We start from the raw sequence: 25,419 nt of genomic DNA, 5'->3' as shown, positions 1-25,419 counted from the left end.
CGGGAGCACGGGGTGATCGAGACGGCGCTGGCCTTCGTGGTCGCCCTCGTCTCCGGGCTCGTCCCGGTCCTCAACATCGAGGTCTACCTGGTGGGCGCCGTCATCGCGATGGACGACGGCGCCCTGGTCGCCATGGCGGTGGCCGCCGGGCTCGGGCAGACCCTGGGCAAGCTGCCCTACTACTACGCCGGGCGCGGGACGCTCTCCGCGCCGTGGATCCGCCGCAGGAGCGCCACACCGGGCAAGTGGGCCGCACGGGCCGAGGGCTGGCGGCGCAGGGCCGAGGAGCGGCCCGCCTGGGGCGCGGGCCTGGTGGCGGTGAGCTCCCTCGCCAGCGTGCCGCCGTTCGTGGTGGTGTCGGTGCTGGCCGGGGTGGTGCGGATGAACGTCGTGCTGTTCGCCCTGATCACCTTCGTCACCCGCACCGCGCGCTTCCTGGTCGTGGTGTTCGCGCCCGCCTGGGGGCTGTCCTTCCTGCCCTGAGCGCGGTCCGCCCCCGACGCGGCCCGGGCGCCGCCCAACCGGTCCCCGGCTCGGCGGTGCCCCGGACCGCGTCTCCGTCAGACGCCGGCCAGGTCCCGGCGGCGAAAGCCCGCCAGGGCGACCGCGTTGGCCGCGAGCGCCGCCCCCAGCGCGACGGCCACCGGGACGGCGTCGAACTCGTCGGCGGGCAGTTGGGGCAGCAGCCCGAACGCGCTCAGGTCCAGCAGCCGGTCGTCCAGGCCCAGCATCGGTCCGAGCAGCGAGACGAGGAGGCTGTAGCCCAGCCACGCCCACACCAGCGGGGTCAGGCGCGGGGCCGTTCCCACCAGCAGCGCGGTCAGAGCGGCGAACAGCAGGGCCACCGGCAGCTGGGCCAGGGCGGCCTCGGTCATCGTCCACGTCCAGGAGGGGTCCTCCAGAGCCGCGGACGCGCTCAGGCCCATGCCGACGCCGCCCGCCACCACGATCACCGCCGAGGACAGCACGCTGACCAGCAGGGCGCCGCCGAACCAGCGCACCCTGCCGACGGCCGCGGACAGGGTCAGCTCGGCGTGCCCGGAGGTCTCCTCGCCCCGCGCCCGCAGCACGGACATGACGGCGTAGGCCGACGCGGCCATCAGCACGTAACCGCTCATGGTGCCGAGGAAGCCCCCGGTGACGTCGTCGGCGGAGTCGCCGAGGACGGCCAGCAGGTCGGGGTTCTCCTCCAGCATCCCCTCCACCTCCGTGGCCAGCGAGCCGAACGCGAGGGCGAAGAGGAAGACCGCGGCCGTCCAGGCGAGGATCGCCCCGCGCTGCTGGTGCAGGTGCAGGGCGAACACGCCGTTGAGCAGCCCGCCCGCACCGGCCGGACCGGGCCGGGAGGGGACCAGGCCGGCGCCGAGGTCGCGCCGGTCCGCCAGGGCGTAGGCCAGCGCGAAGAGCACCGCCACGAGGACCGCGTACAGCGCCAGCGGCCACCAGCGCAGGTCGTCGAACACGCGTGTCTGCTGGACCCAGGCGAACGGCGACAGCCAGGACAGCGCGTTGCCGCCCTCCTCGGCCATGTCGCCGACGACCCGGGACAGGAACAGCACGCCGGTGACCAGGAAGGCCAGGCCCGCGGCGGCGCGCCCGTGCTCGGTGGCCTGCGCGCACACGGCGGCGACGGCGCCGAAGGAGACCCCCGCCAGGGCCAGCCCCAGCCCGTAGGCCGCGGAGTCGGCGACCGCCAGGCCGTTGCCCGTCATGGCCAGCGCGGTCAGGCCGCCGATGAGCAGGTTGACGACCGAGATGGTCACCAGCGCGGCGGTCATCTGGGCGCTCGTGCCCAGGACGCTGGCGCGCAGCAGTTCGGCGCGTCCGCTCTCCTCCTCGGCGCGGGTGTGCCGGACCACGTGCAGGGCGCTCATGACCGCCAGAGCGATGAGCACGCTCATGGTCAGCTCGTTTACCACCATCGGGCCGAGCTGGTAGTCGTCCAGCCCGTATCCGGGGCCGCCGAAGACGACGCCGGTCGGGGTCTCCATGAGAGCCGCCCGGGCCTGGCGCTGGGCGTCGGTGGAGAACATGTCGTCGAGCGTGGGAACGGTCGCGACGACGGTGCCGACCAGGGCCAGGGTCCAGACGGTCAGCCGGAGGCGGTCGCGGCGCAGGACGAACCGGATGAGGGCGCCGGTGCCGGTGAACGCGTTCATACCGCCGTCCCCCCGTTCCGGTCGGCTCCGCGCGCGGCCAGCTCGTCGCCGTAGTGGCGCAGGAACAGCTCCTCCAGCGAGGGCGGGTTGCTCACTAGGGAGAGGATCCCGAGGCCGGTGAGCGTGCCCATGACGGCGCCCATGCGGGTGTTGTCCACGTCAAAGGCGACGGTGTCGCCGTCGAGCCGCAGGTTGTGCACCCCTTCGGCGCCCTCCAGGGCCCGCGCGTCCCCGGTGACGGTGGCGCGCACGGCGGAGCGGGTCAGGTGGCGCAGGTCGTCCAGGGTGCCCGACTCCACCGCGCGCCCCCTGCGGATGATGGTGACGGTGTCGCACAGCTTCTCCACCTCGGAGAGGATGTGGCTGGAGAGCAGCACGGTGCGGCCCCGGGCCTTGGCCTCCAGTACGCACTCGGTGAACACGGCCTCCATGAGCGGGTCCAGGCCGGAGGTGGGCTCGTCGAGGATGAGCAGCTCGGCGTCGGAGGCCAGGGCGGCGACCAGGGCGACCTTCTGCCGGTTGCCCTTGGAGTAGGCGCGCGCCTTCTTGGTCGGGTCCAGTTCGAAGCGGGCCAGCAGCTCCCGGCGGCGCGCGGGGTCGAGTCCGCCGCGCAGCCGCCCGAGCAGGTCGATCGCCTGCCCTCCGGTCAGGTTGGGCCACAGGGTGACGTCGCCGGGCACGTAGGCCAGGCGCCGGTGCAGGGCGACGGCGTCCCGCCAGGGGTCGCCGCCGAGCAGGCTGACCGTTCCGGCGTCGGCCCTGAGCAGGCCGAGCAGGACGCGGATGGTGGTGGACTTCCCGGAGCCGTTGGGTCCGAGGAAGCCCGCGACCTGGCCCGTGCGGACGGTCAGGTCCAGCTTGTCCAGGGCCTGGAAGCGGCCGAAGCGCTTGTCGACGCCGCGGACCTCGATGGCGGTTGGTGTCATGGTCGTCGTTCCCTCCGTGCGTGGTGGGGGTCGGGGACGGGGGTTCGGGGCGGTCAGCGGGGTTCCTCGGGCGGATCGCCGACGTACGCGAGGTAGGCGTCGAGGATCGTGCGCTCGGTGAGCAGACCCTCGGTGTACAGCTCCAGGGTCGGGAGCATGTACTCCCGCGACCACTCGCGCGCGACCCGGGCGAAGTCGACCTCCTCCTCGAAGCGCCCCAGCGTGAGGAACAGCAGCAGCGATCCGAGGGAGTTGGCGGCCAGGTAGCGGGCGCGCCGGGCCGGGTCCCGGCTCGGGCGGATGGTGCCCTCGGCCTCGCCCGCGGCGAGGTAGACCTCGATGTCGGCCACCATGCGCTCGAAGAGCGCGGCCGCGAGCGGGCCCCCGGCCTGCATGGAGCGGACGACGTAGGCCAGGAGCGGGGCGTACTGCTCCATCGTCGCGAGCTGGTGGAGGAAGGTCTGCCCGTCGTGGCTGGTGACCGTGTCCGTCTTGACCTCGTTGACGGCCGCGGTGACGTGGTCGTCGCAGGCCCGCCGGAGCTTGTCCTTGGAGCCGAAGTGGTGGATCACCAGCCCGGGGGAGACCCCGGCCTGTTCGGCGATCGCCCGCACGCTCACGCCGAACCCGCGCTGGCCGAAGCACGCGATCGCCGCGTCGCGGATCCTGGCGCGCGCCGTGAGGTCGGACTCCCCGTCGGGCCGGTCCGGACGGTCGGTTGAACTCATGTTCAATACATTAAACGCTTGTTTAGCCTTCTGGCAAGGGGATGGCCGCGGGAGTGGCCGTACACTCGGTGCACGGCGCCCCGGGCGCCCCACGCCGACGAGGAGAGGTTCGATGGTGCAGGTCGCGGTCGCCCAGTTCGCCCCCGGTCAGGACAAGGCGCGCAACCAGCGCTCGGTGGCGGAGCTGACCGCCCGCGCCGCGGCGGACGGGGCCGAGGTGGTCCTGTTCCCCGAGTACACGATGTTCACCGCGGGCCGCGTCGACCAGCGCTACGTGGCGGCGGCCGAGCCCCTGGACGGCCCCTTCGTCTCCGAGGCGGCCGACACCGCCCGGCGGGAGGGCGTTCACCTGGTGCTGGGAGTCGGCGAGGCCGAGGGCGGCGCCGACGCCACCCACTTCACCAACACGCTGGTGGCGCTGTCGCCGCGGGGTGAGCGGGTCGCGCACTACCGCAAGATCCACCTGTACGACGCCTTCGGGGCCCGGGAGTCGGACGTGTTGCGCCCCGGCCCGATCGAGGAGCCCGAGACCTTCACCGTGGACGGCGTGGTGTTCGGTCTGCAGACCTGCTACGACCTGCGCTTTCCCGAGGTGACGCGGCGTATCGCCGAGGCCGGTGCGCACGTGGTGCTGCTGGCCGCGCAGTGGGTTCCCGGCCCGCTGAAGGAGGAGCACTGGCGGACCCTGGCCCGGGCGCGCGCCATCGAGAACACCGTGTACGTGGCCGCCTCCGGGCAGGCGGCGCCCGCGGGCGCGGGCAACAGCATGGTGGTCGATCCCATGGGGACACCGCTCGCGGCGCTGGGTGAGCAGACCTTCGCGGTCGCCTCGGCCGGGGTTTCGGCCTCCCGGGTGCAGGAGGTGCGGGAGCTCAATCCGGCACTCTCCCTGCGCCGTTTTTCGGTCTCTGTGCGGGCCGAGGACTGAGGTCCCGGATCACTACCGCCCCACAGCTAACCGGACAAAACAGATGAATACCATCCGGCAAGACAGGGTCTTCCCAGGCATCATCACTTAGGGTTATGATTCCCGTGCATGGTGTGATGTAGATCGGTCCGAACCATTCCAGGTGCCCAAAGCTTCTGATTCAATAAAGAGCCGGTAACTATCGGCCCGCCAGACTGTCCTAAACCACGGGGGGAGCAAGGACATTGCGCGGAACGAGCATGATGTGCGAACCAGATACGCGGCCCACGATCGACGTCGAGGTCTACGATCCGGACTCGCTGAGCTGGGCGCAGTGCATGGGGGATGCCTGCGTCGTCTGCCACACCAAGTGGCCCCGGCCCCGCCGGGTGCTCGGTGAGCTCCCGGACGGGAGTGCGGTGTTCGGTTGTGAGGAGTGCGCCGACCTCGTCGGCGCGGAGCCCCGGGTGGCCGCCGAGGAGCGGCTGTTCGCGGTGCGCTAGCGGTGCGCAGACGGTCGCGCTCCGGGTCCAGGGGGAGAGGCGGACCCGGAGCGCTTCCGTTGGCGCGCCCGCTTCCATTGGGGAGGAGGGGAAATGAGCGCGCCCTTCCCGGATGGTTCGTGCGTCGGCTGCCGGCGCCGACCACGCCCCGTGAGGGGCGTCTGGTGACAACGATACTCTGTGTCGTTCACCGCCGACCGACAGTGAGGCAGATCCATCCGGTATTTTCGCGGAAACCGAGTCAACCGTTGGTAGGGAACCCCAGGTCGACGCCTCCTTCGGGCCGCTGGCCCGGGTCGACCCACCGGGCGGTGACCGCCTTGGTGCGGGTGTAGAAGTGGACACCCTCCGTGCCGTGCGCGTGTGAGTCGCCGAACAGGGACTGCTTCCAGCCGCCGAAGGAGTAGTAGGCCATCGGCACCGGGATGGGGACGTTGATCCCCACCATGCCGACCTCGACCTCGTTCTGGAACCGCCGGGCGGCGCCCCCGTCGTTGGTGAAGACCGCCGTGCCGTTGCCGTAGGGGCTGGCGTTGACGAGCTTGACCGCCTCGTCGTAGCCGCCCACGCGCACCACGCTCAGCACCGGGCCGAAGATCTCGTCCCGGTAGCACGACATCTCGGGGCCGACGTGGTCCAGCAGCGACGGTCCCAGCCAGAACCCGTCCGGGCTCCCGCCCGACACCGGGTGCGCACGGCCGTCGACCGCCAGGGTCGCGCCCTCGCGCACCCCCGACTCCAGGTAGGAGGCCACCCTGTCGCGGTGCTCCCTGGTGACCAGCGGCCCCATCTCGCTGCGCTCGTCGTCGCCGGGGCCCACGCGCAGGCGCGCCACCCGCTCGCGGATCCGCTCCACCAGCTCGTCGGCCACCGAGTCCACCACGGCCACCGCGGAGATGGCCATGCACCGCTCGCCCGCCGAGCCGAACCCGGCCGAGACCGCCGCGTCCGCGGCCAGGTCCAGGTCGGCGTCGGGCAGCACCACCATGTGGTTCTTGGCCCCGCCCAGGGCCTGCACGCGCTTGCCGTGCTCGGCGGCGGTCCGGTAGACGTACCGCGCGATCGGGGTGGAGCCCACGAAGCTGACCGCCGCCACGTCCGGGTGCTCCAGGAGGGCGTCCACCGCCTCCTTGTCGCCGTGCACCACGTTGAACACGCCCTCGGGCAGCCCCGCCTCGGCCCACAGCCCGGCCAGCAGCACCGATGCGGAGGGGTCCTTCTCGCTGGGCTTGAGCACGAACGCGTTGCCGCAGGCCAGGGCCACCGGGAACATCCACATCGGCACCATCGCCGGGAAGTTGAACGGCGTGATCCCGGCGACCACGCCGAGAGGCTGGAGGATCGAGTAGGCGTCCACGCCCGTGGACACGTTCTCGGAGTAGCCGCCCTTGAGCAGGTGCGGGATGCCGCAGGCGAAGTCGACCACCTCCAGGCCGCGGGCCACCTCGCCCCGGGCGTCGGAGAGGACCTTGCCGTGCTCGGCGCTGATCAGCTCCGCCAACCGGTCGGCGCTGGTGCTGAGCAGCTCGCGGAAGCGGAACAGGACCTGCACCCGCCGGGACAGCGGGGTGTCGCGCCACCCCGGGAAGGCCTCCCGCGCGGCCGTCACCGCCGCGTCGACCTCCTGCCGTCCGGCGAGGTCGACCGCGCCGGTGACCCGTCCGGACGCCGGGTCGTAGATGTCCCCCGTACGCCGGGCCGGCCCCTCGTGGGCGGACCCGCCGATCCAGTGGGTGACGTGCTTGCTCATGCTGCCGCTCTCTTCCTTGTCCACAGGCGTGCGGTCGGGGCTGGTGCGCCGCGCCCCGGCGCGGTTTGCTTGATACAGGGGGTCCCCGGGGGCCGCCAGCGTCGCGCTGCCCGCCTCCGCGGCCATGCGTGCTGTCCGCCTCCGCGGCCGTGCGCGGCGACCCCCGGGCCCGGTCGGCCCTCCCTCAGGCCCCGGCGTCCACCGTGCGCACCGCGTCCAGCAGCACGTCGCGGCCCTCCACCGCCTCCTCCTGCGACAGCGTCATCGGCGGCGCCATCCGCAGCACGTTGCCGTGCATGCCGCCCTTGCCCACCAGCAGGCCGCGCTCACGGGTGGCCTCCAGCACGCGCCCGGCCAGGGGTGAGGACGGCGCGCCGGTGGCGGGGTCCATCATCTCCACGGCGAACATCAGCCCCTTGCCGCGCACGTCGCGCACGCTCGGCAGCGAGGTCAGCGCTCTGAGCCCCTCCAGGATCAGCGCGCCCTGCCGCCGCGCGTTGCCCTGGAGGTCGTGCTCCAGCACGTAGTCCAGGGTCGCCCCCGCCGCCGCCATCGACACCGGGTTGCCGCCGAACGTGGCCACGCCCAGCGCGCCCAGCCGGTCCATCAGGTCGCCGCGCGCCACCACACCGCCCACGGCGAACCCGTTGCCCAGCCCCTTGGCGAAGGTCATGGCGTCCGGGACCACCCCGTGGTTGCCGATGCCGAAGAAGCTCGTGCCCGTGCGCCCCCAGCCGGTCTGCACCTCGTCGGACACGAACAGGATGCCGTGCTCGTCCAGCACCTCCTTGTAGGCGGCGTACAGGCCGTCCGGCGGCATCGCGAACCCGCCCACGCCCTGCACGGGCTCGGCGATCAGGCACGCCACGTTCGGCGCCGTGGTGTCCAGCACGTCGCGCAGGTCGGCCACGCACGCCTCGACGTACTCCCGGTCGGTCATCCCCCGGAAGGCCGGGGCCGCGTGGTCGGTGCCGTGCAGGTAGTGCACGTTCAGCGGTGACAGGGAGGAGTTCTTCCACGCCCGGTTGCCGGTCACGGCCACCGTGCCGAACGAGCGCCCGTGGTAGCTGCCGCGCATCGCCAGCACCTCGTCGCTGCCGCGCGCGTACGTGGCCAGCAGCAGGGCGGTCTCGTTGGCCTCGGTGCCGGAGTTGGTGAAGAACACCTTCGCGTCCGGGATGCCCGACAGGCGGGCGATCTTCTCCGCCAGCTCCACCTGGCTGCGGATGAGGTAGAGGGTGGAGGTGTGCACGACCCCCCTGGCGATCTGGCGCTCGACGGCCTCGCGCACCTCCGCCACGTCGTAGCCGAGCATGTTGGTCACGATGCCGGTGAAGAAGTCCAGGTAGGTGTTGCCGTCGGCGTCCGTGACACGGGCGCCCTTGCCGCCGGTGATCTCCAGCGGGGACTCGTAGTACAGGGGAAGCCAGGAGGGCATGACCGCGCGGTGGCGTGAGAGAAGTTCCGACATGCCCCCAGTCTCGCCCCGAGCACCGGACTTGGCCAGGACCAGCATGGTGACAAGATGTCGGCCGGGCCGACGACGCGTACGTCCCTCCGTGCCCGGCCTCCGTCCCCGGGCCGGGCGCCGGCGGCGCGATACACCGTGTAAGGCCGGCGGCCGGATGTCTGACACTGCGTCCCGTGCCCGCCTCCTAGGATGGAAGCCGTGCTTCCCACCCTTGCCGAGGTCCTCCAGCTGCCCGCCCTCCAGCGCGCCCGCCCCCGGGTCGTGGCGTGCCCGGACCGGCTGGACGTGGCCGTGCGCTGGGTGCACATCGCCGAGGTCACCGACCTCGCCCACCTGCTCCGCGGCGGCGAGCTGGTCCTCAGCACCGGCATCGCCATGCCCGACGATCCCGAGGCGCTGCGCCGCTACATCGACGACCTCGCCGCGGCCGGGGTCAGCGGCATCGCGGTCGAACTGGGACGCAAGTACCACGCCGAGCTCCCGCCCGCCTTCCTCGACGCCGCGCGCGAGGCGGGCGTGCCGGTGGTCCTGCTCGACCGCGACGCCCGCTTCGTGGAGATCACCGAGGCCGTGCACGTCCGGGTGGTCAACGAACAGCTGGAGGAGCTGCGCGAGTCGGAGAAGCTGCACTCGGTCTTCACCCAGCTCTCCGTGGAGGGCGCCGACACCGGACGCATCCTGCACGAGGTCGCCCAGCTCTCCGGCTGCCCCGTGGTCCTGGAGAACCTCACCCACCAGGTGCTGGCCTGCGACCTCAACGGCGAGGAGCCCGAAACCCTGCTCACCTCCTGGGAGAGCCGCTCGCGCGCGGCGCGCTCGGGCTCGCGCACCGTCCACACGCCCGCCAACGGCTGGCTGGTCACCACGGTCGGGGCGCGCGGCCAGGACTGGGGGCGTCTGATCCTCGTCGTCGGGGCCAACCCCACCCCGCGCCAGAGCATGCTCATCGAACGCGCCGCCACCACCCTCGCGCTGGTCAGGCTGCTGGAGCGCCACCAGGAGAGCCTGGAGCGGCAGACGCACCGCACGATCATCGCGGGCATCATCGACCGGGCCTACTCCGACCCGGAGGAGGCGCTGGTTCGGGCCCGCGCCGTGGGCGTGCCGCTCAACGGCCGCGAACTGGTGGGGCTCGTGCTGCGCCTGCGCGAGAGCGGGACCGGGCTGGCCGCCCAGGCGCGCCTGTCCGACACCGCCGAGGGCGCCGCGCGCGCCTGCCGCGAGCTGCGACTGCCCGCCCTGGTGGGCTCGCTCGACGACCTGCGCGTGGGCATCCTGCTCGCGCTGCCGGGCCGCCAGCGCCTGGACCCGACCCTGCACCTGCTCGCCGACCGCATCCGCACCGCCGTGGGCGGCGGCGCCGTGCTGGCCGTGGGCTCCTCCGCGGACGGCGTCCGGGAGGTGCGGCGCTCCTTCCTGGAGGCGCGCCAGGTCGGCGACGTGGCCATCCGCCAGAACGACCAGCGCCCCTTCTACCGGCTGCCCGACCTGCACCTGCGCGGCCTGCTCCACCTGTTCCGCGACGACGAGCGGCTCCAGACCTACGTCGAGCGCGAGCTGGGGCCGCTGCTGGACCACGACGCGCGGCACGGCGGCGACCTGACCGACATGCTCCGCCACTACCTGGGCGCGGGCCGCAACAAGGCGCTCGCCGCCGGGCGGGCGCACCTGTCCCGCCCGGCGTTCTACGACCGGCTGCGGCGGGTCGCCCACGTCCTGGACGCGGATCTGGACTCGGTGGAGACCTGCCTGTCCCTGCACGTGGCGCTGCTGTCGCTGGACTCGGTCCGCGACGAGCGCTGATCCGGCGCCCGCGGTCAGCGCGCCCCGGGCGCCCCCTCCAGCTCCAACCCCAGCAGGACCGAGGCCAGGCTCTTGCCGTGGGCGTCCAGGTACAGCGACGTGGTCACGGTGTCCTCTCCCGCGCGCGGGCACACCAGGACCAGCGCGCACACGTTGTCCATCCGGTGGACGGTGACCGGCCCGCGCACGCGCCCGCCCAGCGCGCGGGCGACCCGGTCGGGCGTCAGCTCGGCGCACAGCACCGGGTACCACTCCGGTTCGTAGGCGATGACGGCGATCGTGTTGAGGTTGCCCTTGTCCCCGGCCCGGGCGTGGGCGACGTCGCGGAGCACGGTGCTCACCGCTCCCCCTCTCCGAAGAAGTCGACCCGGGTGCGCACGGCCTCCCGGTCGACGGTGGTCGACAGCACGCCCACGACCTCGTGGACGGAGGTCCTGAGACCGCCCCCTCCGGCGGGCCCCGACGTGTAGAGGGCGCCCACCTCTTCGGCGACCGCCTCGGCGTCCGCGCGGCCGGAGCCGAGGGCGGCCACCCGTAGCCGGCACTCGAAGGGCTCGTCCCGGCCGCCCCCGCCGGAGCCGTGCAGCGCGTCCACGCCCACGACGTCGGCGCGCAGCCGGGAGACCTTCCCGCCCAGGCGCTCGCGCACCACCTCGCCTGCCAGCCGGGCCCGCGCCAGCGCGCCCGGACCGGCGTAGGAGATCTCGCCCTCGCCCCGGAAACCCGCCCGGTACCCGACGCTGACCTTCAGCTCTCCGGGCCGGGGCAGCCCACGGGCCCCGGTGACCAGCACCCGGTTCGGTCCGCTCTCGGCCAGCCGCACCCCGGTCATGTCGAGCACCGAGTCCGGCGTGACGTAGGCCCGGGGGTCGGTGACCTCGTAGGTGAGCTGTTCGGTGACCGTGAGCCGGTCCACCCGGCCGCCGGTCCCCGGCAGTTTGGTGACCACCGCCGAACCGTCCCGCTCCACCTCGGCCAGGGGGTAGCCGAGGCGGGCCAGGCCGGGGACCTCCTTGCGGCCCGGGTCGGCGAAGTAGCCGCCGCTGACCTGGCCCGCGCACTCCAGCAGGTGGCCCACCAGGGTCCCGGCGGCCATCGCGTCCGCGTCGCCGGGGTCCCAGCCCAGGCGGTGGGCCAGGGGCGCGAGGAACAGAGAGGGGTCGGCCGCCCGGCCCGCGATCACCACGTCGGCTCCGCCCTCCAGCGCGGGCGTCAGGGAGTCGGCGCCGACGTAGGCGTTGGCGGAGACGATCTCGCCGTGCGCCTCCAGCGGCAGCCCGTCCTCCCAGCAGGGCGCGGACGGGTCCAGCAGGTGGAGCACGTCGTCCCCGGAGACCGCGGCGACCAGGGTCGGCAGCCCCAGCTCCCGGGCTGTGGCGCGGGCCATGCGCGCCGCCGCCACGGGGGCGGCCGCCCCGGCGTTGGTGACCAGGCGGGTGCCGTGCCGGTGCAGCGGTTCGAGCAGGAGTTCCAGGCGCCGCCGCAGGGTCGGGTCGTAGCCGGGGCCCGACCCGCTGGCCTCCCGGAGCGAGGCCAGGGACACGGTGCGCTCTCCCAGGCACTCCAGTACCAGGGTGTCGAGGTCGCCTCCCTCCACGAGGTCGACGGCGGGTTGGAGGCGGTCGCCGGCGAAACCGGCGCCGCACCCGATCCGGGCTCTGCTGGGCACACTGACTCCTTCGAACGGTGTGGACGGGCGGTCAGCCGACCCAGAGCGGGACGACCCCGCTGGCGAGGGCGACCGCGAGGACGACCAGGCTGACCAACCAGGCCCACGGCAGCAGGAAGCGGATGTGGGAGCCGATGGGCACCCCGGCCAGGCCGACCAGCAGGTAGAAGGAGCCGGTCAGCGGGCTGATCGGGAAGCCGACGGTCTCCTGGCCGATGATCGAGGCCTGGGCGATGTCGGCGGCGGCGACGCCGAAGCCCTCGCCCACGGCGGTCAGCACCGGCATGACGGCGAAGTAGTAGGCGTCGGGGCCGAAGAGCAGGCTCATGGGAACGCCCAGGACACCGACGATCGCGGCCATCCCGGGACCGAGGAAACCGGGCATGGCGCCGGTCATGGCCTGCCCCATCGCCTCGATCATGCCGCTGTTGTCCATGACGCCCAGGAACACGCCCGCGGCGAGCAGGGTGCTGGCCATGAGGATCGCCCCGGAGGCGTGGGCGTTGACGCGGTCGGTCTGGGCCTTCATCCCCGGGTAGTTGACGACGAGCGCCACGACCAGGGCCAGCATGAAGACGAGTTCGGGGGAGAGCAGCCCGAAGACCAGGGCGAGGACGGCGGCGACGGTCAGCGCGGCGTTCACCCAGTACAGGCGTGGGCGCAGCAGGTCGGCGTCGGGCTCCTGCCCGCCCGCGGCGAGCGGCTCGGTCCCGCCCTCTCCGGCGGCCCCGCCCGGGCGGCCGCTCCCGACGGGCATCGGGGAAGGCAGGGGGTCGGCCGCCGCCAGCCGCACGCGCTCGCGGTGGCCGAGGTACCAGGCGACGGCGACGCAGGCGGCCATGCCCGCCAGTTGGGCCGGGATCAGCGGGGCCCACAGTTCGTTGGCCGGAACGCCGAGGACGGTGGCGGCCCGGGCGGTGGGCCCGCCCCACGGGACCATGTTCATGATCCCCGCGCCGAGTCCGACCAGCGCGGCCAGGACCACCCTGCGCATGCCCAGGGCGTCGTAGAGCGGGAGCATCGCCGGGATGGTGATGAGGAAGGTGGTGGCGCCCGCGCCGTCCAGGTGGGCGACCATCGCGAGCACCACCGTCGCGACCGCCACGGTCACCGGAGTGTTCCCGGCGAACCCGAGCACGCGGCGGATGATCGGCGCGAACAGCCCCGCGTCACGCATCACCCCGAAGTAGAGGATGGCGAACACGAACATCGCGGTCGTGGAGGCCACGCCGCCGATGCCCTCGCCGACGAAGGAGGCCACCTCGCCGGGGCCGAAGCCCAGTGCGAAGGCGGAAGCCACCGGGACGCCGACGAGCGCGACCACCGCGCCCACCCGGTTGGACAACAGCAGCAGGAGCACCACGGCGATCGTGGCGAAACCCATGGCGGTCAGCATCTGGCACGCTCCTCGGACACCCTCACGGGGGGAAGTGACGGGGGACACATGCCGACATGGTTTCGCGGGGTTCTCCCCGTGTCCAACATCAGTTTCCTCTGGATCTATGCTCTGGAGGCATGGATCTGAGCCTGAGGCAGTTGTCCGCCTACGCCGCGGTGGCCAGGTACGGGAGTTTCACGCGCGCCTCCCGTGAACTGCGCGTCGCGCAGCCCTCGCTGAGCAGGACGGTGCTCGGGCTGGAGCGCACCCTGGGGGTCCGCCTCCTGGAGCGGACCACCCGCAGGGTGGAGTGCACCCCGGAGGGGGCCGAGCTGCTGGCCGTGGCCGAACGCCTGCTGGAGGCGCACCGCTCGGAGATGAACGGGCTGGAGCGCTTCCTGCGCGGCGAGCGCGGCACCGTCGCGGTGGCGACGCTGCCCTCGGTGGCGGCCGCCCTGCTGCCCTCGGTGATCTCCCGGCTCAGGTCGCGCACGCCCGAGGCCGACGTCCACGTCCTGGACGGGATGTCGGAGGCGGCCGTGGAACGGCTCCAGGCGGGGGAGTGCGACCTGGCGCTGGTGGCCGCGGGCCGGGTGCCAGGGGAGCTGGTGTCGCGGCCGCTCCTGCGGGACCGCTACTTCGCGGTCGTGCCGATGGGGCACCCCTTCGCGGAGCGGTCCGTGCTGACCTGGGCCGATCTGGCGGGGGAGGCCTTCCTGGCCACCGGCGGCGACTCCAGCGTCCGCGCGGGCGCGGACGCCGCCTTCGAGCGCGCGGGCGTGGTGCCCGAACGGATCGTGCGGGCGGGCAGCGTCTCGACCATCGGCGGCCTGGTGTCCGCGGGGATCGGCGTCACCGCGCTCCCGGCCCTGGTCGGAGTGCTGATGAGCTTCGCCGACCACGTGCGCGTGCCCCTGACCGACCCGGTCGTGGACCGCGGGCTGAGCGTGCTCACGCGCCGGGACCGCAGGCCGGGGCCGGTCGCGGCGGGTTTCCTCGCACTGCTGGAGGAGATGCGCGCCGAGGACCACCCGCTGCCGCGGGACGTGGCCTGGACGCACTGACGGGGCCGGAGCGGGAGGCGCGCCGACGGTGTCGCGTGCGGGATCACGGCGGACGCACTGACGCGACCGCGCCGCCCCGGGCCACGGAGCGGGGCCCGGGGCGGCGGAGGCGGCGGGCAGCGCTTCCCGCGCCGCCCGCCGCCTCCGCCGCACGGGGGACTACAGCTGGGCGAAGGCCTCCTCCAGGATGTCCAGGCCCTCGTGCAGCAGCTCGTCGCCGATCACCAGCGGCGGCAGCATGCGGATCACGTTGCCGTAGGTGCCCGCGCTCAGCAGGACCAGGCCGCGGGAGTGGCAGTAGGACAGGACCTTGGCCAGCGCCTCGGGGGCGGGCGTGCGGTCGGCGTCCTGGACCAGCTCGATCGCGATCATCGCGCCGCGTCCGCGCACGTCGCCGATGACCTCGTACTTGGCGGCCAGCTCGCGCAGGCGGCCCAGCATCAGCTCGCCGATCTCACGTGCGCGCTCCACCAGGCCGTCGGACTCGATCGCCGACAGGGCGGCCAGCGCGGCGGCGCACGCGGCCGGGTTGCCGCCGTAGGTGCCGCCCAGGCCGCCGCCGTGCACGGCGTCCATCAGCTCGGCGCGGCCGGTCACCGCGGCCAGCGGCAGGCCGCCCGCGATGCCCTTGGCGGTCGTGATCAGGTCCGGGACCACGCCCTCGTGCTCGCTGGCGAACATGTGGCCGGTGCGGGCGAAGCCGGTCTGCACCTCGTCGGCGACGAACACGATGCCGTTGGCGCGGCAGAACTCCACCACCGCGGGCAGGAAGCCGGGGGCGGGCTCGATGAAGCCGCCCTCGCCCTGGATCGGCTCGATCACCACGGCCGCCACGTTCTGGGCGCCGATCTGCTTGGTGATCTGCTCGATCACCATGGCCGCCGCCTCGGGGCCGCAGTTGTCCGGGCCCGTCGGCCAGCGGTACGGGTAGGCCATCGGCATCCGGTGGATCTCACCGGCGAACGGCCCGAAGCCCTGCTTGTAGGGCATGTTCTTGGCGGTCAGCCCCATGGTGAGGTTGGTGCGGCCGTGGTAGGCGTGGTCGAACACCACGACCGCCTGGCGGCCGGTCGCGCTGCGGGCGATCTTCACCGCGTTCTCGACCGCCTCGGCGCCCGAGTTGAGCAGGATCGAGCGCTTCTCGTGGTCGCCCGGCGTGATCCGGTTGAGCGCCTCGCACACGTCCACGTACGCCTCGTACGGGTTGACCATGAAGCAGGTGTGCGTGAACCGGCCGAGCTGCTCGGCGGCGCGCTCCACCACGCGCGGGTCGGCGTTGCCGACGTTGGTCACGGCGATGCCGGAGCCGAAGTCGATCAGCGCGTTGCCGTCGACGTCCTCGACGATGCCGCCGCCCGCGCGCTCGACGTAGACCGGCAGGACGCTGCCCACGCCCTGGGCGACGGCCGAACGGCGGCGCTCCTGGATCGCGCGGGACTTGGGGCCGGGGATCTCGGTGACGATCCGGCGGGACTGGGCGACCTCGGTCGCTGCCATGCGGCTGCCTCCTTCTGCGGTGGACGGGAGCGGAGAGGGGCCGGGGGTGGGCTCCCCGACCTGGGACGACACTAGGGTGCGCGGAACCACCCCCACATGGACAAGGTGGATAATCAGGGCTGAGCCTTGCGCCAGCGCGTCAGGGTTCGCACGAAGCGGGTCCGCTGGAGCGGGGGGAGGACGGCCCGCGTCCGGTCCCGCCGACCGCGCCGAACCGCCTCGACCGGCGGCCGAAGTGGAGGGGAAGCCGATGCCACCGACCCTGGGGGCCCTGATGCGCACGCCCCGCCTGCGCCTGAACCTGCTCACCGGCCAGGAGAACCTGGACCGGCGGGTGGAGTGGGTCGCGGTCAGCGAGCTGGAGGACCCCACGCCCTACCTGGCGGGCGGCGAACTCCTGCTCACCACCGGCGTGCGCTGGGCCACCGGCGTCCCCGACCTGCGCGACTACACGCGCCGCCTGGCCGAGCGCCGCGTCACCGCGCTGGGCTTCGCGGTCGGCGTGGTCCTGGAGCGCACCCCCGAGCCGCTCCGCGAGGCCGCCGCCGAGTTCGGCCTCACCCTGCTGGAGGTGGCCAGGGAGACCCCCTTCATCGCGATCGGCAAGGAGGTGTCCCGGCTCCTGGCCAAGGAGGAGTACGAGGGGCTGAGCCGGGCCTTCGCCGCCCAGCGCGACCTCACCCGCGCCGCGCTCACCGGGGAGGCGGCGATCGTGGACCGATTGGCCCGCGAACTCGGCGCCTGGGTGCTGCTGCTGTCCGCCGACGGCGCCGCCCGGCACGCCGCTCCCGCCGGGGCCTCCCCCCGCGCCGCCGGACTCGCCGAGGAGCTGGACCGGCTGCGCGAGGCGGGCGTGCGCGCCAGCGTCTCCCTCACCTCGGGCGGCGAACACGTCTCCGTGCAGCCCCTGGCCACCGGCCGCCGGGTCCGCGGGTTCCTGGCCGTGGGCACCGGCGGGCGCCTCGGCTCGGACGAGCGCACGCTGGTCAACGCGGCGGTGTCGCTGCTCTCCCTCGAACTGGAGCGCACCGCGCACGACGCCGCGGCCCGGGTGCGCGAGGGGGTGCTCGCGGCGCTGCTCACCGGGGCGCTGGACCCCCTGCACCCGGGGGCGGAGCGGCTGCGCGGGGTCCTTCCCGCTGAACCCGTCCTCGTGGCGGCCGCCGACGGGATCGGGCCCGCACAGCCGCCCGAGGGCGTACTGGTCACCGAGCACGACGGCCGCGTCCTGCTGCTGGCCCCCGCCGACACCGGAACGGGAGTGCTCGCCGAGGTCCTGGAGGGACCGGTCGGGGTGAGCGACCCCTCCCCCTACGCGGAACTGTCCGCGGCGCTGTCCCAGGCCGAACGCGCGCTGGCCGCCGCGCGCGACGCGGGCGGGGGCCTGCTCCGCGTCGGCGACCTGCCCGGCGGACTGCTCGGGCTGGCCGACACCCCCGCCGGCGCCCGCATGGCCGGGGACCTGCTCGCCCCGCTGCTGCGCCAGCGCACCTCGGCCGAACTGCTGGCCTCGCTGCGCGCCTACCTCGCGGCCTCGGGCCGGTGGGACGCGGCGTCGGAGGCCCTGGGGATCCACCGGCACACGCTGCGCTACCGCATGCGGCGCATCCGCGACCTGCTGCCCGGCGACCTGGACGACCCCGACTACCGCACCGAGCTGTGGATCGCCCTGCGCGTCCACGGCACCGCCGGCTGACCGTCCTCCGGGCCCCGGGCGCCGTCACCCGGAGCCGTCACCCGGAGTGAAAGTGGTGACGGGTTCCGGTGTTCGCGGGGTCCGGAACCGGTCCATCCACCACAATGGCTTGCTGTCGGTGGGTAGTCGGCCGATGACACAGCCGTGTGGGGGAGACGTTGAGGTCACTGCGGGACGACGAGGACGAGGTCGGGCACGCGGGCGTGCCGGGGGCGCCGCCGGGAGTCACCGGCCCCCTCCCCGGGGCGCTCGGCGGCCGGTCGGGCGTCGGCACGGCCTCGCTGCGCTGGAAGCCCCCGATCGACCGTTCCGAGGTGCGCTCCCTGCTGGCCTACCTGCGCGCCTGCCTGCGCCGCGAGGCGGTGCACACCCACGTCGTCCCGGTCGGCGACCTGGGCTCCGACAGCTGCGCGTGCCTGCCCCCGGGCCCCGAGGTGCTCTTCAGCGGGGTCGGGGAGACGCTTGCGCTGCGCCCGGAGTCCGTCCGCGTCCTGCGCGCGGCCCACGACCTCGGCCAGTCCGCGCGCTACGGCTACCCGCTCGTGGTCCTGGGGGAGGGCGGGGACCGGGTGGCCCTGCCCCTGCTCACCGTCGACGTGCGCATCGCGGACGAGACCGCGGACACCCCCGCCGGGTCCCGGGACACCCTGGTCCGCGCGGTCGGCCCGCCCGACGTCAACCCCGCGCTCCTGGAACGCCTCGGCCTCACCGACCCCGAGGACCTGTTCGAACTCCGGACCCGGCTGCGCTCCGGGGCGCCCGATCCCCTGCGGCGCCCCGCGGCCGTCGCCGACCTCGCCGCCAGGGTCCGCCTCCTGCTCGCCGGCCTGGAGATCGAGCGGGTGGACGACATCGCACCCCTGGGCACCCGCGGCGCCCCGCGCACCTGGATGGAGGGCGCCCACAACGTCGCCGTGCTCTTCCGGGCCGGGCCCGGGGGAGGCCACGACGCCGACGAGCGCGAACCCGTCGGCGTCGAGGGCGTCCTGGCCGACCTCGACCCCTCCGGCCGCGACGGCCTCGACCCCGAGGACGTCAGCGGGACCGCCCTGGAGGCCCTGCTCGGACAGCCCTCCCGGGCGGCCGCGGCCTCCGGCCCGGCGGCGTCCGGACGGCTCTTCCGCTGCTCCCGCGCCGCGAACCGACGCGGTTGCGCCGACTCCGGCGGGGACACCGCCGAGCCCCCCGTCCCGATCTCGGCGACCGCCCTCGACCAGTCCCAGTACGCGGTCCTGTGCGCGGCCATGCGCGAGCAGCTCACCGTGGCCGCGGCCCCGCCCGGAAGCGGCGTGCACGACCTGGTCGACGCCCTCGTGCGCACCGCCGTCAGCAACGGCCAGCGCGTCCTGGTGTGCGGTCGCACCGAGGCCGACGTCGCCGCGGTGCGCCTGCGCGCGGACGCCTCCCCCGGGCACCCCGTCGTGCGCGTGGGCGGGGACGGACGGCGCACGGCCGAGGCCGTGCTGCTCACCCGGCTCCTCACCGAGCACTCCCGGAGCCTGCCCGCGGCCCCCGCCGGTTCCGGCGGGGAGGACCCCACCGTCCACTGGGCGGACCTGGCCGCGGACTGGACGGCGGTCCGCGAGGCGTGGCGGGCCATGGACACCATGGCCTCCGGCGGCCACGCGCTCGCCCGCCTGGCCGAGGAACGCGGCCGGGTCGTCGCCCAGGGGTGGGACCCCGACTCCCTCTTCACCCCGGAGCGGGGCGGCCCCGAGTACTGGCTGCACCGGGCCGAGCGCGCGGCAGCCGGGGGCCTGGCCGGGCTGGCGCACCGCGGCGCCGTCCGCCGCGAACTGGGCGTGGACACCGACCCCGACAGCCTCGCCCGCCTGCGCGCGGTCGCCCGTCTGGAGGGCGAGTGGCGCGCGGCCGTGGACCGGCGGACCCGCTGCGCGCCGCTGAACGCGCTCACCGCCGACCTGGCCGACGCCCTCGCCCGGCACCGCAGGTCCAGTTCCGCCTGCCTGCGCGCGGTCGGCGACCCCCGGCTGTGGCGGGGCCGCGCCGCCATCGAGCACCGCCTGGAGAGCCTCAACTGGCACCGCGGCCACGGCTGGCCGGGCCCGGGCGCGCTGTTCGACACCCTGCCCGCGTGGGTGTGCCGCACCGACCAGGTCCGGGCGCTGCAACCCTGGGCGGGCCTGTTCGACCTGGTCGTCGTGGTCGGGGCCGAGCGCACCCGGCTGGCCGAACTGCTGCCGGTGCTCTACCGCGCCAACCGCGCCGTGGTGTTCGGCGACCCCGCGCACCCGGGGCCGGTGAGCGTGCTGGAACCGGACGAGGAGCGCCGCGCGCTGGCCGCCGCGGGCCTGGTCGCGGGCCAGTTGGACGACCGGGGCCTGCGCTACGGCGGCGGTTCGGCGATGCGCGCCCTGTACCGGGCGGCGCCGCCCATGCGGTGGCTGGACGAGCACGACGGGGCGCCGCCCCAGCTCGCCGGGGCCGCGTCGCGGCACTGCTACGGGGGCAGGCTCGCGGTGCGCACCCTCCCCGACCCCTCGGGCGGCCCCGCGTTCGAGTGGCGCGACGTCGCCGGGGTCTGCGAGGCCGCACCCGGGGCGTCCTTCGTCAACCGGGACGAGGCCTACCGGGTGGCGGTGGTGGTGGACGAGCTCGACGAGCACCTGCCCCGGGGCCGGGTGGTCGCGGTGGTCGCGCCGACCCAGCCCCAGGTGGCCCTGGTGCGCCGCCTGCTGTGCAAGCGGGCCCTGCGCCACGAGGTGCGGGTGGGCGGACCGGATCTGTTGGCGGACGACCACGATCCGGCGGACGTGACCGTCCTGACGCCGATGCTGGCCTCCGGGGCGCCCGCCGTCGCCGAGCGGCGTGTGCGCCGGATGGGCCACCTGTGGTCGTCGGTGCTCACCCGTACCCGCCAGCGGCTCGTGGTGGTGGGTGACCGCGGGTACTGGTCGGGCGACGACGGCCCGCTGGGCGAGCTGGAGGCGTCGGCGGCCGGGGGCCACGCGGGACGGACCGACGCGGCGGCCTCCGCGCTGGTCAGGGAGCTGCGCGGGGTGGGGACGGAGGTGACCCTCCAGCAGACGGGCGAGGGCTGGACCGCCGACATGGCGGTCCGGTTCGGCTCCCGCCGCCTGCTGCTCCTGCTCGACCGGGAGCCCGACGGCCGCTCCCTGCGCTGGCTGCTCGCCCGGGGGGAGACGCTCAACCGCGCCACGGGGGACCCCGTTGTCGTGGTGCCCGCCTGGCGCTGCCTGGCCGACCCGCGCGCCCTGGTGGAGGAGATCCTCACCGCCCACTGATCCGCAGGGCGGCCCCGCCCGCGCGCACGGCCGGGCGGCCCCACCGGCGCCGGACGCCGACCGGACCGGCGGACGGGCCGGGCGCACTACCCTGGAGCCGGATGTCCGGAAAGCGGTGTTCACGCCGCGGCCCCGGACGGACGGAGGAGGAGAGGACCGGTGCCCGAGGGCCACACGCTGCACCGCCTGGCAGCGCACTTCGACAAGACCTTCGGCGGCGGCGCGGTACGCGCCAGCAGCCCGCAGGGGCGCTTCGCCGACGGCGCCGCCCGGATCGACGGCCGGGTCCTCACCGAGAGCGAGGCCCACGGCAAGCACCTCTTCCTCGGGTTCGACTCGGGGGAGTGGCTGCGGGTCCACCTGGGCCTGTACGGCGCCTGGTCCTTCGGCGACGCCGACGGCGAACGCCACCTGGGCGCGCCCCGGGCCGCGGGAGGCGCCCGCCGGGAGCTGCTGCGCGACGCCGAGGGCTTCGTCGTGGCGCCCGAACCCGTCGGGGCGGTGCGCGCCCGGCTGGTCAACTCCTCCGGCTGGGCCGACCTGCGCGGCCCCTCGGCCTGCGAGGTCGTCACCGAGGACGACAAGCGCGCCGTCCAGGACAGGCTGGGCCCCGACCCCCTGCGCGACGACGCAGACCCCGAGCGGGCCTGGCGCGTGGTCAGCCGCTCCCGGACCAGCATCGCCGCGCTCCTCATGCGCCAGGACGTCGTGGCGGGCATCGGCAACATCTACCGCGCGGAGTCGCTGTTCCGGGCGGGGCTGGACCCGATGACCCCGGGCCGCGACCTCACGGCCGACCAGTGGTCGCGGCTGTGGGACGACCTGTCGGGCCTGCTCCGCGACGGCGTGCGGGACGGCTACATCATCACCACCCTGCCCGAGCACCGTCCCGATCCGGACGCGCGTCCCGTGCCCCGGCCCGACAGCCTCTACGTGTGCTACCGGACCGGCGAACCCTGCCGGGTGTGCTCCTCGCCGGTCGCCTCCGCGGAACTGGCCGGACGCACCCTCTACTGGTGCCCCCGGTGCCAGGGAGTTTGAGGGCTTTCGTGAGTTAAGTACCCATTTGTCGGGTTGGATGCCAAGGTCATGCAGTACAATCCCGAACCGTCTGCTTAACCGGTTCAGCGTTGTGTGATCAGGGGGACGAATGGGGGGTTTGATGCGGCGTCCGACCATCATGGACATCGCCAAGGCCGCGGGGGTGTCCAAGGGGGCCGTGTCCTACGCGCTCAACGGGCGTCCGGGGGTCTCGGAGGAGACCCGAAGACGCATCCTGGCGATCGCCAGCGACCTCGGCTGGGCGCCCAGCAGCCCGGCGCGCGCACTCGCCCCCGGCGGCCGGATCGGGGCGGTCGGCCTGGTGGTCGACCGGCCCGCCCACTCCCTCGGTCTGGAACCCTTCTTCATGCAGCTGGTCTCGGGGATCGAGACCGAGCTGGCCACCTCGGGGGTCGACCTGTTGTTACAGGTCACCGAGGACATGGGCGCCGAGATCGCGGCCTACCGGCGCTGGTCGTCCGAACGCCGGGTGGACGGCGTGATCATGGTGGACCTGCGCGTGGGCGACCCGCGCGTCCAGGTCGTCGAGGAGCTCCCGCTGCCCGCCGTCGTCCTCGGCGGGCCCGAGGGCGTGGGCTCCCTGCCGTACCTGTACACCGACGACGCCACCGCCATGCGCGAGGTCGTCCACTACCTGGCCGCCCTCGGCCACCGGCGCATCGTCCAGGTGGCGGGCCCGGAGAAGTTCGTGCACACCCGCGTGCGCACCCAGGCCTTCCTGGACGCCGCGGCCCAGGCCGGGCTCAGCGAGGCCCGCTGGGTGCACGCCGACTACACGGGCGAGGGGGGCACCAGGACCACGCGCAAGCTGCTGGCCGCCACCGACCGGCCGACCGCCCTGATCTACGACAACGACCTCATGGCCGTGGCCGGGCTGGGGGTGGCCCACGAGATGGGCGTGGACGTGCCCTCGCAGCTGTCCATCGTGGCCTGGGACGACTCGGTGCTGTGCCGCCTGGTCCGCCCCTCGCTGACCGCCATAGTGCGCGACATCGTGTCCTACGGCCGCCAGGCCGCGCTGATGCTGGCCAGGACGATCGAGGGCAAGCCGGTGGCCAACAGCGAGACCTCACGCGGAGAGCTGCTTCCGCGGGGCAGCACCGGCCCCCTGGGCGCGTGATCCGGCGCTCCCCGCCGGCCGCCCGCGCTCGGGACGCGGCCCGCGGCTCCCGGGCGCGTGGTCCGGCGGGCCGTGCGCCCTGTCCGACGCGTACACCGCGTGAGGGTCCGCAAGCCCCGCGTGGCACGGGCGCCGGGGGTTCGCGGCGTGCACCGTGGCGGTTGTTAACGATGTGAAAACAGGGGCGTGTGTTGCCTTGGTGGTCTCTGCGGCTCCGGTGTCCAAAAGGTGACCGTGAGGGTGCTACCACCTCCTCACGAGCTGTGGAAGGCTGCGGCGCGTAACGCCCCACGCCGACAGGCCCCCAAGGGAGCGAGAACGCCCGTGCGGAACCGGTTCAGCGCCGCCGAACTTACTGACATACCCGCATCTGTGCTGTTACAAGCGAATAACAGCGAAGTGTCGGGCATTGACGCCCTTCCTGCGGACGTGTTGTTGTTAACGTCACTTACCCGGTTCAGCAACGGTCTCGCGCGCTCACCACTGGGAGCGCTCCCAACCCTTCCGGTCTCTCGGAGGGGCCTCCCCCCATAGGCCGGCCGGGTGACAAGGAGGAGTCGAGATGAGAATGCTGCGGCTTCCGGCGGCACTCGCGGCCCTGGCCCTCGCGGTCAGCGCCTGCTCGGGTGGCGGCGGGAACAGCGACGGCGGTTCGGGTCAGTACCCCAGGAACGAGACCCTGTACACCACGGGTACGGCCTGGGAGGCGCCGACCAGCTGGAACCCGATGATGCGGGGCCAGTTCGCGGTCGGCACCAACGGCCTGGTCTACGAGTCGCTCTTCCACTACGACGCGGACGCGGGAGAGTACGTCCACTGGCTCGCCGAGAGCGACGAGTGGACCTCGGAGACCGAGCACGTGATCACCCTGCGCGAGGGCGTCACGTGGAACGACGGCGAGCCCTTCGTCGCCCAGGACGTGGTCACCACGCTGGAACTCGGCCAGGTCCCCGGAGTCCCCTACAGCAACGTCTGGGACTACATCGAGAGCGTCGAGGCCACCGACGAGCGCACGGTCACCGTCACCTTCTCGGAGAGCCGTCCGCAGGAGTGGATGAACTGGGCCTACTCCAACCCCATCGTCCCGGACCACATCTGGGCCGGCATGGAGGAGAGCCAGGTCGCCGACAGCCCCAACGAGAACCCGGTCGGCACCGGCCCCTACGTCTACGAGTCGCACACCGACGACCGCATGGTCTGGGAGCGCAACGACGAGTGGTGGGCCATCGAGGCCCTCGACATGACGATGGACGCCCGCTACATCGTCGACATCGTCAACGCCTCCAACGAGGTCACGATGGGCATGCTGAACCAGGGCGAGGTCGACCTCTCCAACAATTTCCTGCCCGGCATCGACCAGGTCCTCAACAGCAACGAGACCATCAGCAGCTTCTACGACGGTCCCCCGTACATGAAGAGCGCCAACACGGCGTGGCTCATCCCGAACCACACCCGTGAGCCGCTCAACGACACGGCGTTCCGCCAGGCCCTGGCCCACTCGATCAACATCACCCAGATCGTCGAGGGCCCGTACGCCAACCTGGTCCAGGCGGCCAACCCCACGGGTCTGCTGCCCGAGTGGGACGCCTACATCGACCACGAGCTGGTCGAGCGCGAGGGCTTCACCTTCGACGCGGACGAGGCCGTGGCCATCCTCGAAGAGGCCGGCTACATGGACGAGGACGGCGACGGCTTCGTCGAGACCCCCGACGGCGAGCCCATCGCGCTGACCCTCGCGGTCCCCTCCGGCTGGACCGACTGGATGGAGGCCGCCCGCATCATCGAGCAGAACGCCCAGGACGTCGGCATCAACATCACCGCCGAGTTCCCCGACGCGGGCCTGCTCGACGACAACCGCAACGCGGGCGAGTTCGACCTGGTCATCAACAACGCCCGGCAGCTGAGCAACTCGCCGTGGACCTACTACGACTACCTCTACCAGCTGCCCGTCCAGGAGCAGCAGACCACGGTGAACTTCCACCGCTACGAGAGCGACGAGGCGTGGGCCCTCACCGAGGAGCTCGCCCGGGTCCCCGCCGACGACGTCGAGGCCGCGGCCGAGGTCACCTCGCAGCTCCAGGAGCACTTCCTGGCCGAGCTGCCGACCATCCCGCTCTGGTACAACGGCCAGTGGTCGCAGGCCAACAACTCCGCCTGGACCAACTGGCCCAGTGAGGCCGAGGGTACGCCCAACAGCCCCGCGGTGATGTGGGAGGGCTGGTACGAGCTCGGCGGGATCGAGACCCTCGCCTCGATCGAACCGGTCGAGTAGGGGCGGGGGAGCGACCTCCCCCCATCCACCCCGCTGACCACTCCCCGCCCCCGGCCGAGGCACGGCGCGAAAGAGCCCGGCCGGGGGACGCCCCGGGAGAGCGGGCGCGGCACGGAACACCCCCCACAGGGTCCGCGCCGCGCCCCCT

The 25,419-nt window shown here is 73.7% G+C and carries 19 protein-coding genes; 10 read left to right on the top strand and 9 right to left on the bottom strand.

Annotation, left to right across the window (positions count from 1 at the left end):
* Positions 1 to 12 precede the first annotated feature (12 nt).
* Positions 13 to 483 (top strand): hypothetical protein, encoded by a 471-nt coding sequence (locus G011_RS0108175; RefSeq protein WP_019608050.1) that lies wholly within the window; start codon positions 13 to 15, stop codon positions 481 to 483.
* 77 nt (positions 484 to 560) lie between these two features.
* Here G011_RS0108175 and G011_RS0108170 read toward each other — a convergent pair whose 3' ends face one another.
* Genes G011_RS0108170 through G011_RS0108160 form a run of 3 tightly spaced genes read right to left on the bottom strand, consistent with a single transcriptional unit; the run spans position 561 to position 3,813 of the window.
* Positions 561 to 2,159 carry an ABC transporter permease gene (locus tag G011_RS0108170; RefSeq protein WP_019608049.1) on the bottom strand — a complete coding sequence of 533 codons (1,599 nt, stop codon included), beginning with the start codon at positions 2,157 to 2,159 and terminating at the stop codon, positions 561 to 563.
* Positions 2,156 to 3,085 carry an ABC transporter ATP-binding protein gene (locus G011_RS0108165; RefSeq protein WP_019608048.1) on the bottom strand — a complete coding sequence of 310 codons (930 nt, stop codon included), beginning with the start codon at positions 3,083 to 3,085 and terminating at the stop codon, positions 2,156 to 2,158. The genes G011_RS0108170 and G011_RS0108165 overlap by 4 nt, the downstream gene beginning before the upstream one ends.
* A 53-nt stretch (positions 3,086 to 3,138) precedes the next feature.
* On the bottom strand, positions 3,139 to 3,813 hold the full coding sequence (locus G011_RS0108160) for a TetR/AcrR family transcriptional regulator (RefSeq protein WP_019608047.1): 675 nt from the start codon (positions 3,811 to 3,813) through the stop codon (positions 3,139 to 3,141).
* A 112-nt stretch (positions 3,814 to 3,925) separates the two neighbouring features.
* Here G011_RS0108160 and G011_RS0108155 point away from each other — a divergent pair, with 112 nt between their 5' ends.
* Entirely contained in the window at positions 3,926 to 4,741 is an 816-nt protein-coding gene (locus G011_RS0108155) for a carbon-nitrogen hydrolase family protein (RefSeq protein ID WP_019608046.1), read from the top strand.
* A 239-nt stretch (positions 4,742 to 4,980) separates the two neighbouring features.
* Entirely contained in the window at positions 4,981 to 5,223 is a 243-nt protein-coding gene (locus G011_RS0108150; protein ID WP_013154676.1) for a hypothetical protein, read from the top strand.
* Positions 5,224 to 5,464: 241 nt separating this feature from the next.
* On the opposite strand, the gene G011_RS0108145 is transcribed toward G011_RS0108150, so the two are convergent.
* Positions 5,465 to 6,973, bottom strand: a complete 1,509-nt coding sequence (locus G011_RS0108145; RefSeq protein WP_019608045.1) for a CoA-acylating methylmalonate-semialdehyde dehydrogenase — start codon at positions 6,971 to 6,973, stop codon at positions 5,465 to 5,467.
* A 184-nt stretch (positions 6,974 to 7,157) separates the two neighbouring features.
* Positions 7,158 to 8,444 carry an aspartate aminotransferase family protein gene (locus G011_RS0108140; RefSeq protein ID WP_019608044.1) on the bottom strand — a complete coding sequence of 429 codons (1,287 nt, stop codon included), beginning with the start codon at positions 8,442 to 8,444 and terminating at the stop codon, positions 7,158 to 7,160.
* Positions 8,445 to 8,642: 198 nt separating this feature from the next.
* On the opposite strand from G011_RS0108140, the gene G011_RS0108135 reads away from it, so the two are divergent.
* The gene (locus G011_RS0108135) at positions 8,643 to 10,247 is read left to right on the top strand and encodes a PucR family transcriptional regulator (RefSeq protein ID WP_026338125.1); all 1,605 of its coding nucleotides are present in this window, start codon (positions 8,643 to 8,645) and stop codon (positions 10,245 to 10,247) included.
* 14 nt (positions 10,248 to 10,261) lie between these two features.
* Here the strand turns inward: G011_RS0108135 and G011_RS0108130 are convergent, their stop codons facing one another.
* Genes G011_RS0108130 through G011_RS0108120 form a run of 3 tightly spaced genes read right to left on the bottom strand, consistent with a single transcriptional unit; the run spans position 10,262 to position 13,312 of the window.
* Entirely contained in the window at positions 10,262 to 10,588 is a 327-nt protein-coding gene (locus tag G011_RS0108130) for a hypothetical protein (protein WP_019608042.1), read from the bottom strand.
* Positions 10,585 to 11,916 (bottom strand): acyclic terpene utilization AtuA family protein, encoded by a 1,332-nt coding sequence (locus G011_RS0108125; protein ID WP_019608041.1) that lies wholly within the window; start codon positions 11,914 to 11,916, stop codon positions 10,585 to 10,587. Before G011_RS0108125 ends, G011_RS0108130 begins: the two co-directional genes overlap by 4 nt.
* Before the next feature lie 31 nt (positions 11,917 to 11,947).
* The gene (locus G011_RS0108120; RefSeq protein ID WP_019608040.1) at positions 11,948 to 13,312 is read right to left on the bottom strand and encodes a CitMHS family transporter; all 1,365 of its coding nucleotides are present in this window, start codon (positions 13,310 to 13,312) and stop codon (positions 11,948 to 11,950) included.
* A 119-nt stretch (positions 13,313 to 13,431) separates the two neighbouring features.
* On the opposite strand from G011_RS0108120, the gene G011_RS0108115 reads away from it, so the two are divergent.
* Entirely contained in the window at positions 13,432 to 14,358 is a 927-nt protein-coding gene (locus G011_RS0108115) for a LysR family transcriptional regulator (RefSeq protein ID WP_019608039.1), read from the top strand.
* Positions 14,359 to 14,517: 159 nt separating this feature from the next.
* Here G011_RS0108115 and gabT read toward each other — a convergent pair whose 3' ends face one another.
* Positions 14,518 to 15,855, bottom strand: coding sequence for a 4-aminobutyrate--2-oxoglutarate transaminase (gabT, locus tag G011_RS0108110; protein WP_019608038.1), 1,338 nt, complete (start codon positions 15,853 to 15,855; stop codon positions 14,518 to 14,520).
* Positions 15,856 to 16,105: 250 nt separating this feature from the next.
* Between gabT and G011_RS0108105 the strand changes: the two genes are divergently transcribed.
* The 5 genes from G011_RS0108105 to G011_RS0108085 all read left to right on the top strand — a co-directional run bounded on the left by G011_RS0108105 (position 16,106) and on the right by G011_RS0108085 (position 25,271).
* Positions 16,106 to 17,551 carry a PucR family transcriptional regulator gene (locus G011_RS0108105; protein ID WP_019608037.1) on the top strand — a complete coding sequence of 482 codons (1,446 nt, stop codon included), beginning with the start codon at positions 16,106 to 16,108 and terminating at the stop codon, positions 17,549 to 17,551.
* A gap of 158 nt (positions 17,552 to 17,709) precedes the next feature.
* Entirely contained in the window at positions 17,710 to 20,817 is a 3,108-nt protein-coding gene (locus tag G011_RS0108100; protein ID WP_019608036.1) for a DEAD/DEAH box helicase, read from the top strand.
* A 159-nt stretch (positions 20,818 to 20,976) separates the two neighbouring features.
* The gene (locus G011_RS0108095) at positions 20,977 to 21,858 is read left to right on the top strand and encodes an Fpg/Nei family DNA glycosylase (protein WP_013154665.1); all 882 of its coding nucleotides are present in this window, start codon (positions 20,977 to 20,979) and stop codon (positions 21,856 to 21,858) included.
* 121 nt (positions 21,859 to 21,979) lie between these two features.
* Complete coding sequence (locus tag G011_RS0108090) at positions 21,980 to 22,999, top strand: LacI family DNA-binding transcriptional regulator (RefSeq protein ID WP_019608035.1); 1,020 nt, start codon at positions 21,980 to 21,982, stop codon at positions 22,997 to 22,999.
* A 568-nt stretch (positions 23,000 to 23,567) separates the two neighbouring features.
* A complete protein-coding gene (locus G011_RS0108085; RefSeq protein ID WP_019608034.1) occupies positions 23,568 to 25,271 on the top strand; it encodes an ABC transporter substrate-binding protein in 1,704 nt (567 codons plus the stop codon).
* Positions 25,272 to 25,419 lie beyond the last annotated feature (148 nt).

The organism is Nocardiopsis sp. CNS-639 (assembly GCF_000381685.1).
In the GTDB taxonomy this organism is placed as follows: Bacteria; Actinomycetota; Actinomycetes; order Streptosporangiales; family Streptosporangiaceae; genus Nocardiopsis; species Nocardiopsis dassonvillei.
Note: the sequence above shows the minus strand (reverse complement) of the source record. Positions and strands in the feature narration are given on the sequence as shown.

Excerpts from the sequence above, each read along its gene's own strand:
- G011_RS0108120 (WP_019608040.1), bottom strand. The coding sequence starts at position 13,312 with ATGCTGACCGCCATGGGTTTCGCCACGATCGCCGTGGTGCTCCTGCTG.
- G011_RS0108155 (WP_019608046.1), top strand. The coding sequence starts at position 3,926 with ATGGTGCAGGTCGCGGTCGCCCAGTTCGCCCCCGGTCAGGACAAGGCG.
- G011_RS0108105 (WP_019608037.1), top strand. The coding sequence starts at position 16,106 with ATGCCACCGACCCTGGGGGCCCTGATGCGCACGCCCCGCCTGCGCCTG.
- G011_RS0108170 (WP_019608049.1), bottom strand. The coding sequence starts at position 2,159 with ATGAACGCGTTCACCGGCACCGGCGCCCTCATCCGGTTCGTCCTGCGC.
- gabT (WP_019608038.1), bottom strand. The coding sequence starts at position 15,855 with ATGGCAGCGACCGAGGTCGCCCAGTCCCGCCGGATCGTCACCGAGATC.
- G011_RS0108145 (WP_019608045.1), bottom strand. The coding sequence starts at position 6,973 with ATGAGCAAGCACGTCACCCACTGGATCGGCGGGTCCGCCCACGAGGGG.
- G011_RS0108085 (WP_019608034.1), top strand. The coding sequence starts at position 23,568 with ATGCTGCGGCTTCCGGCGGCACTCGCGGCCCTGGCCCTCGCGGTCAGC.
- G011_RS0108090 (WP_019608035.1), top strand. The coding sequence starts at position 21,980 with ATGCGGCGTCCGACCATCATGGACATCGCCAAGGCCGCGGGGGTGTCC.
- G011_RS0108150 (WP_013154676.1), top strand. The coding sequence starts at position 4,981 with ATGATGTGCGAACCAGATACGCGGCCCACGATCGACGTCGAGGTCTAC.
- G011_RS0108160 (WP_019608047.1), bottom strand. The coding sequence starts at position 3,813 with ATGAGTTCAACCGACCGTCCGGACCGGCCCGACGGGGAGTCCGACCTC.
- G011_RS0108165 (WP_019608048.1), bottom strand. The coding sequence starts at position 3,085 with ATGACACCAACCGCCATCGAGGTCCGCGGCGTCGACAAGCGCTTCGGC.
- G011_RS0108140 (WP_019608044.1), bottom strand. The coding sequence starts at position 8,444 with ATGTCGGAACTTCTCTCACGCCACCGCGCGGTCATGCCCTCCTGGCTT.
- G011_RS0108115 (WP_019608039.1), top strand. The coding sequence starts at position 13,432 with ATGGATCTGAGCCTGAGGCAGTTGTCCGCCTACGCCGCGGTGGCCAGG.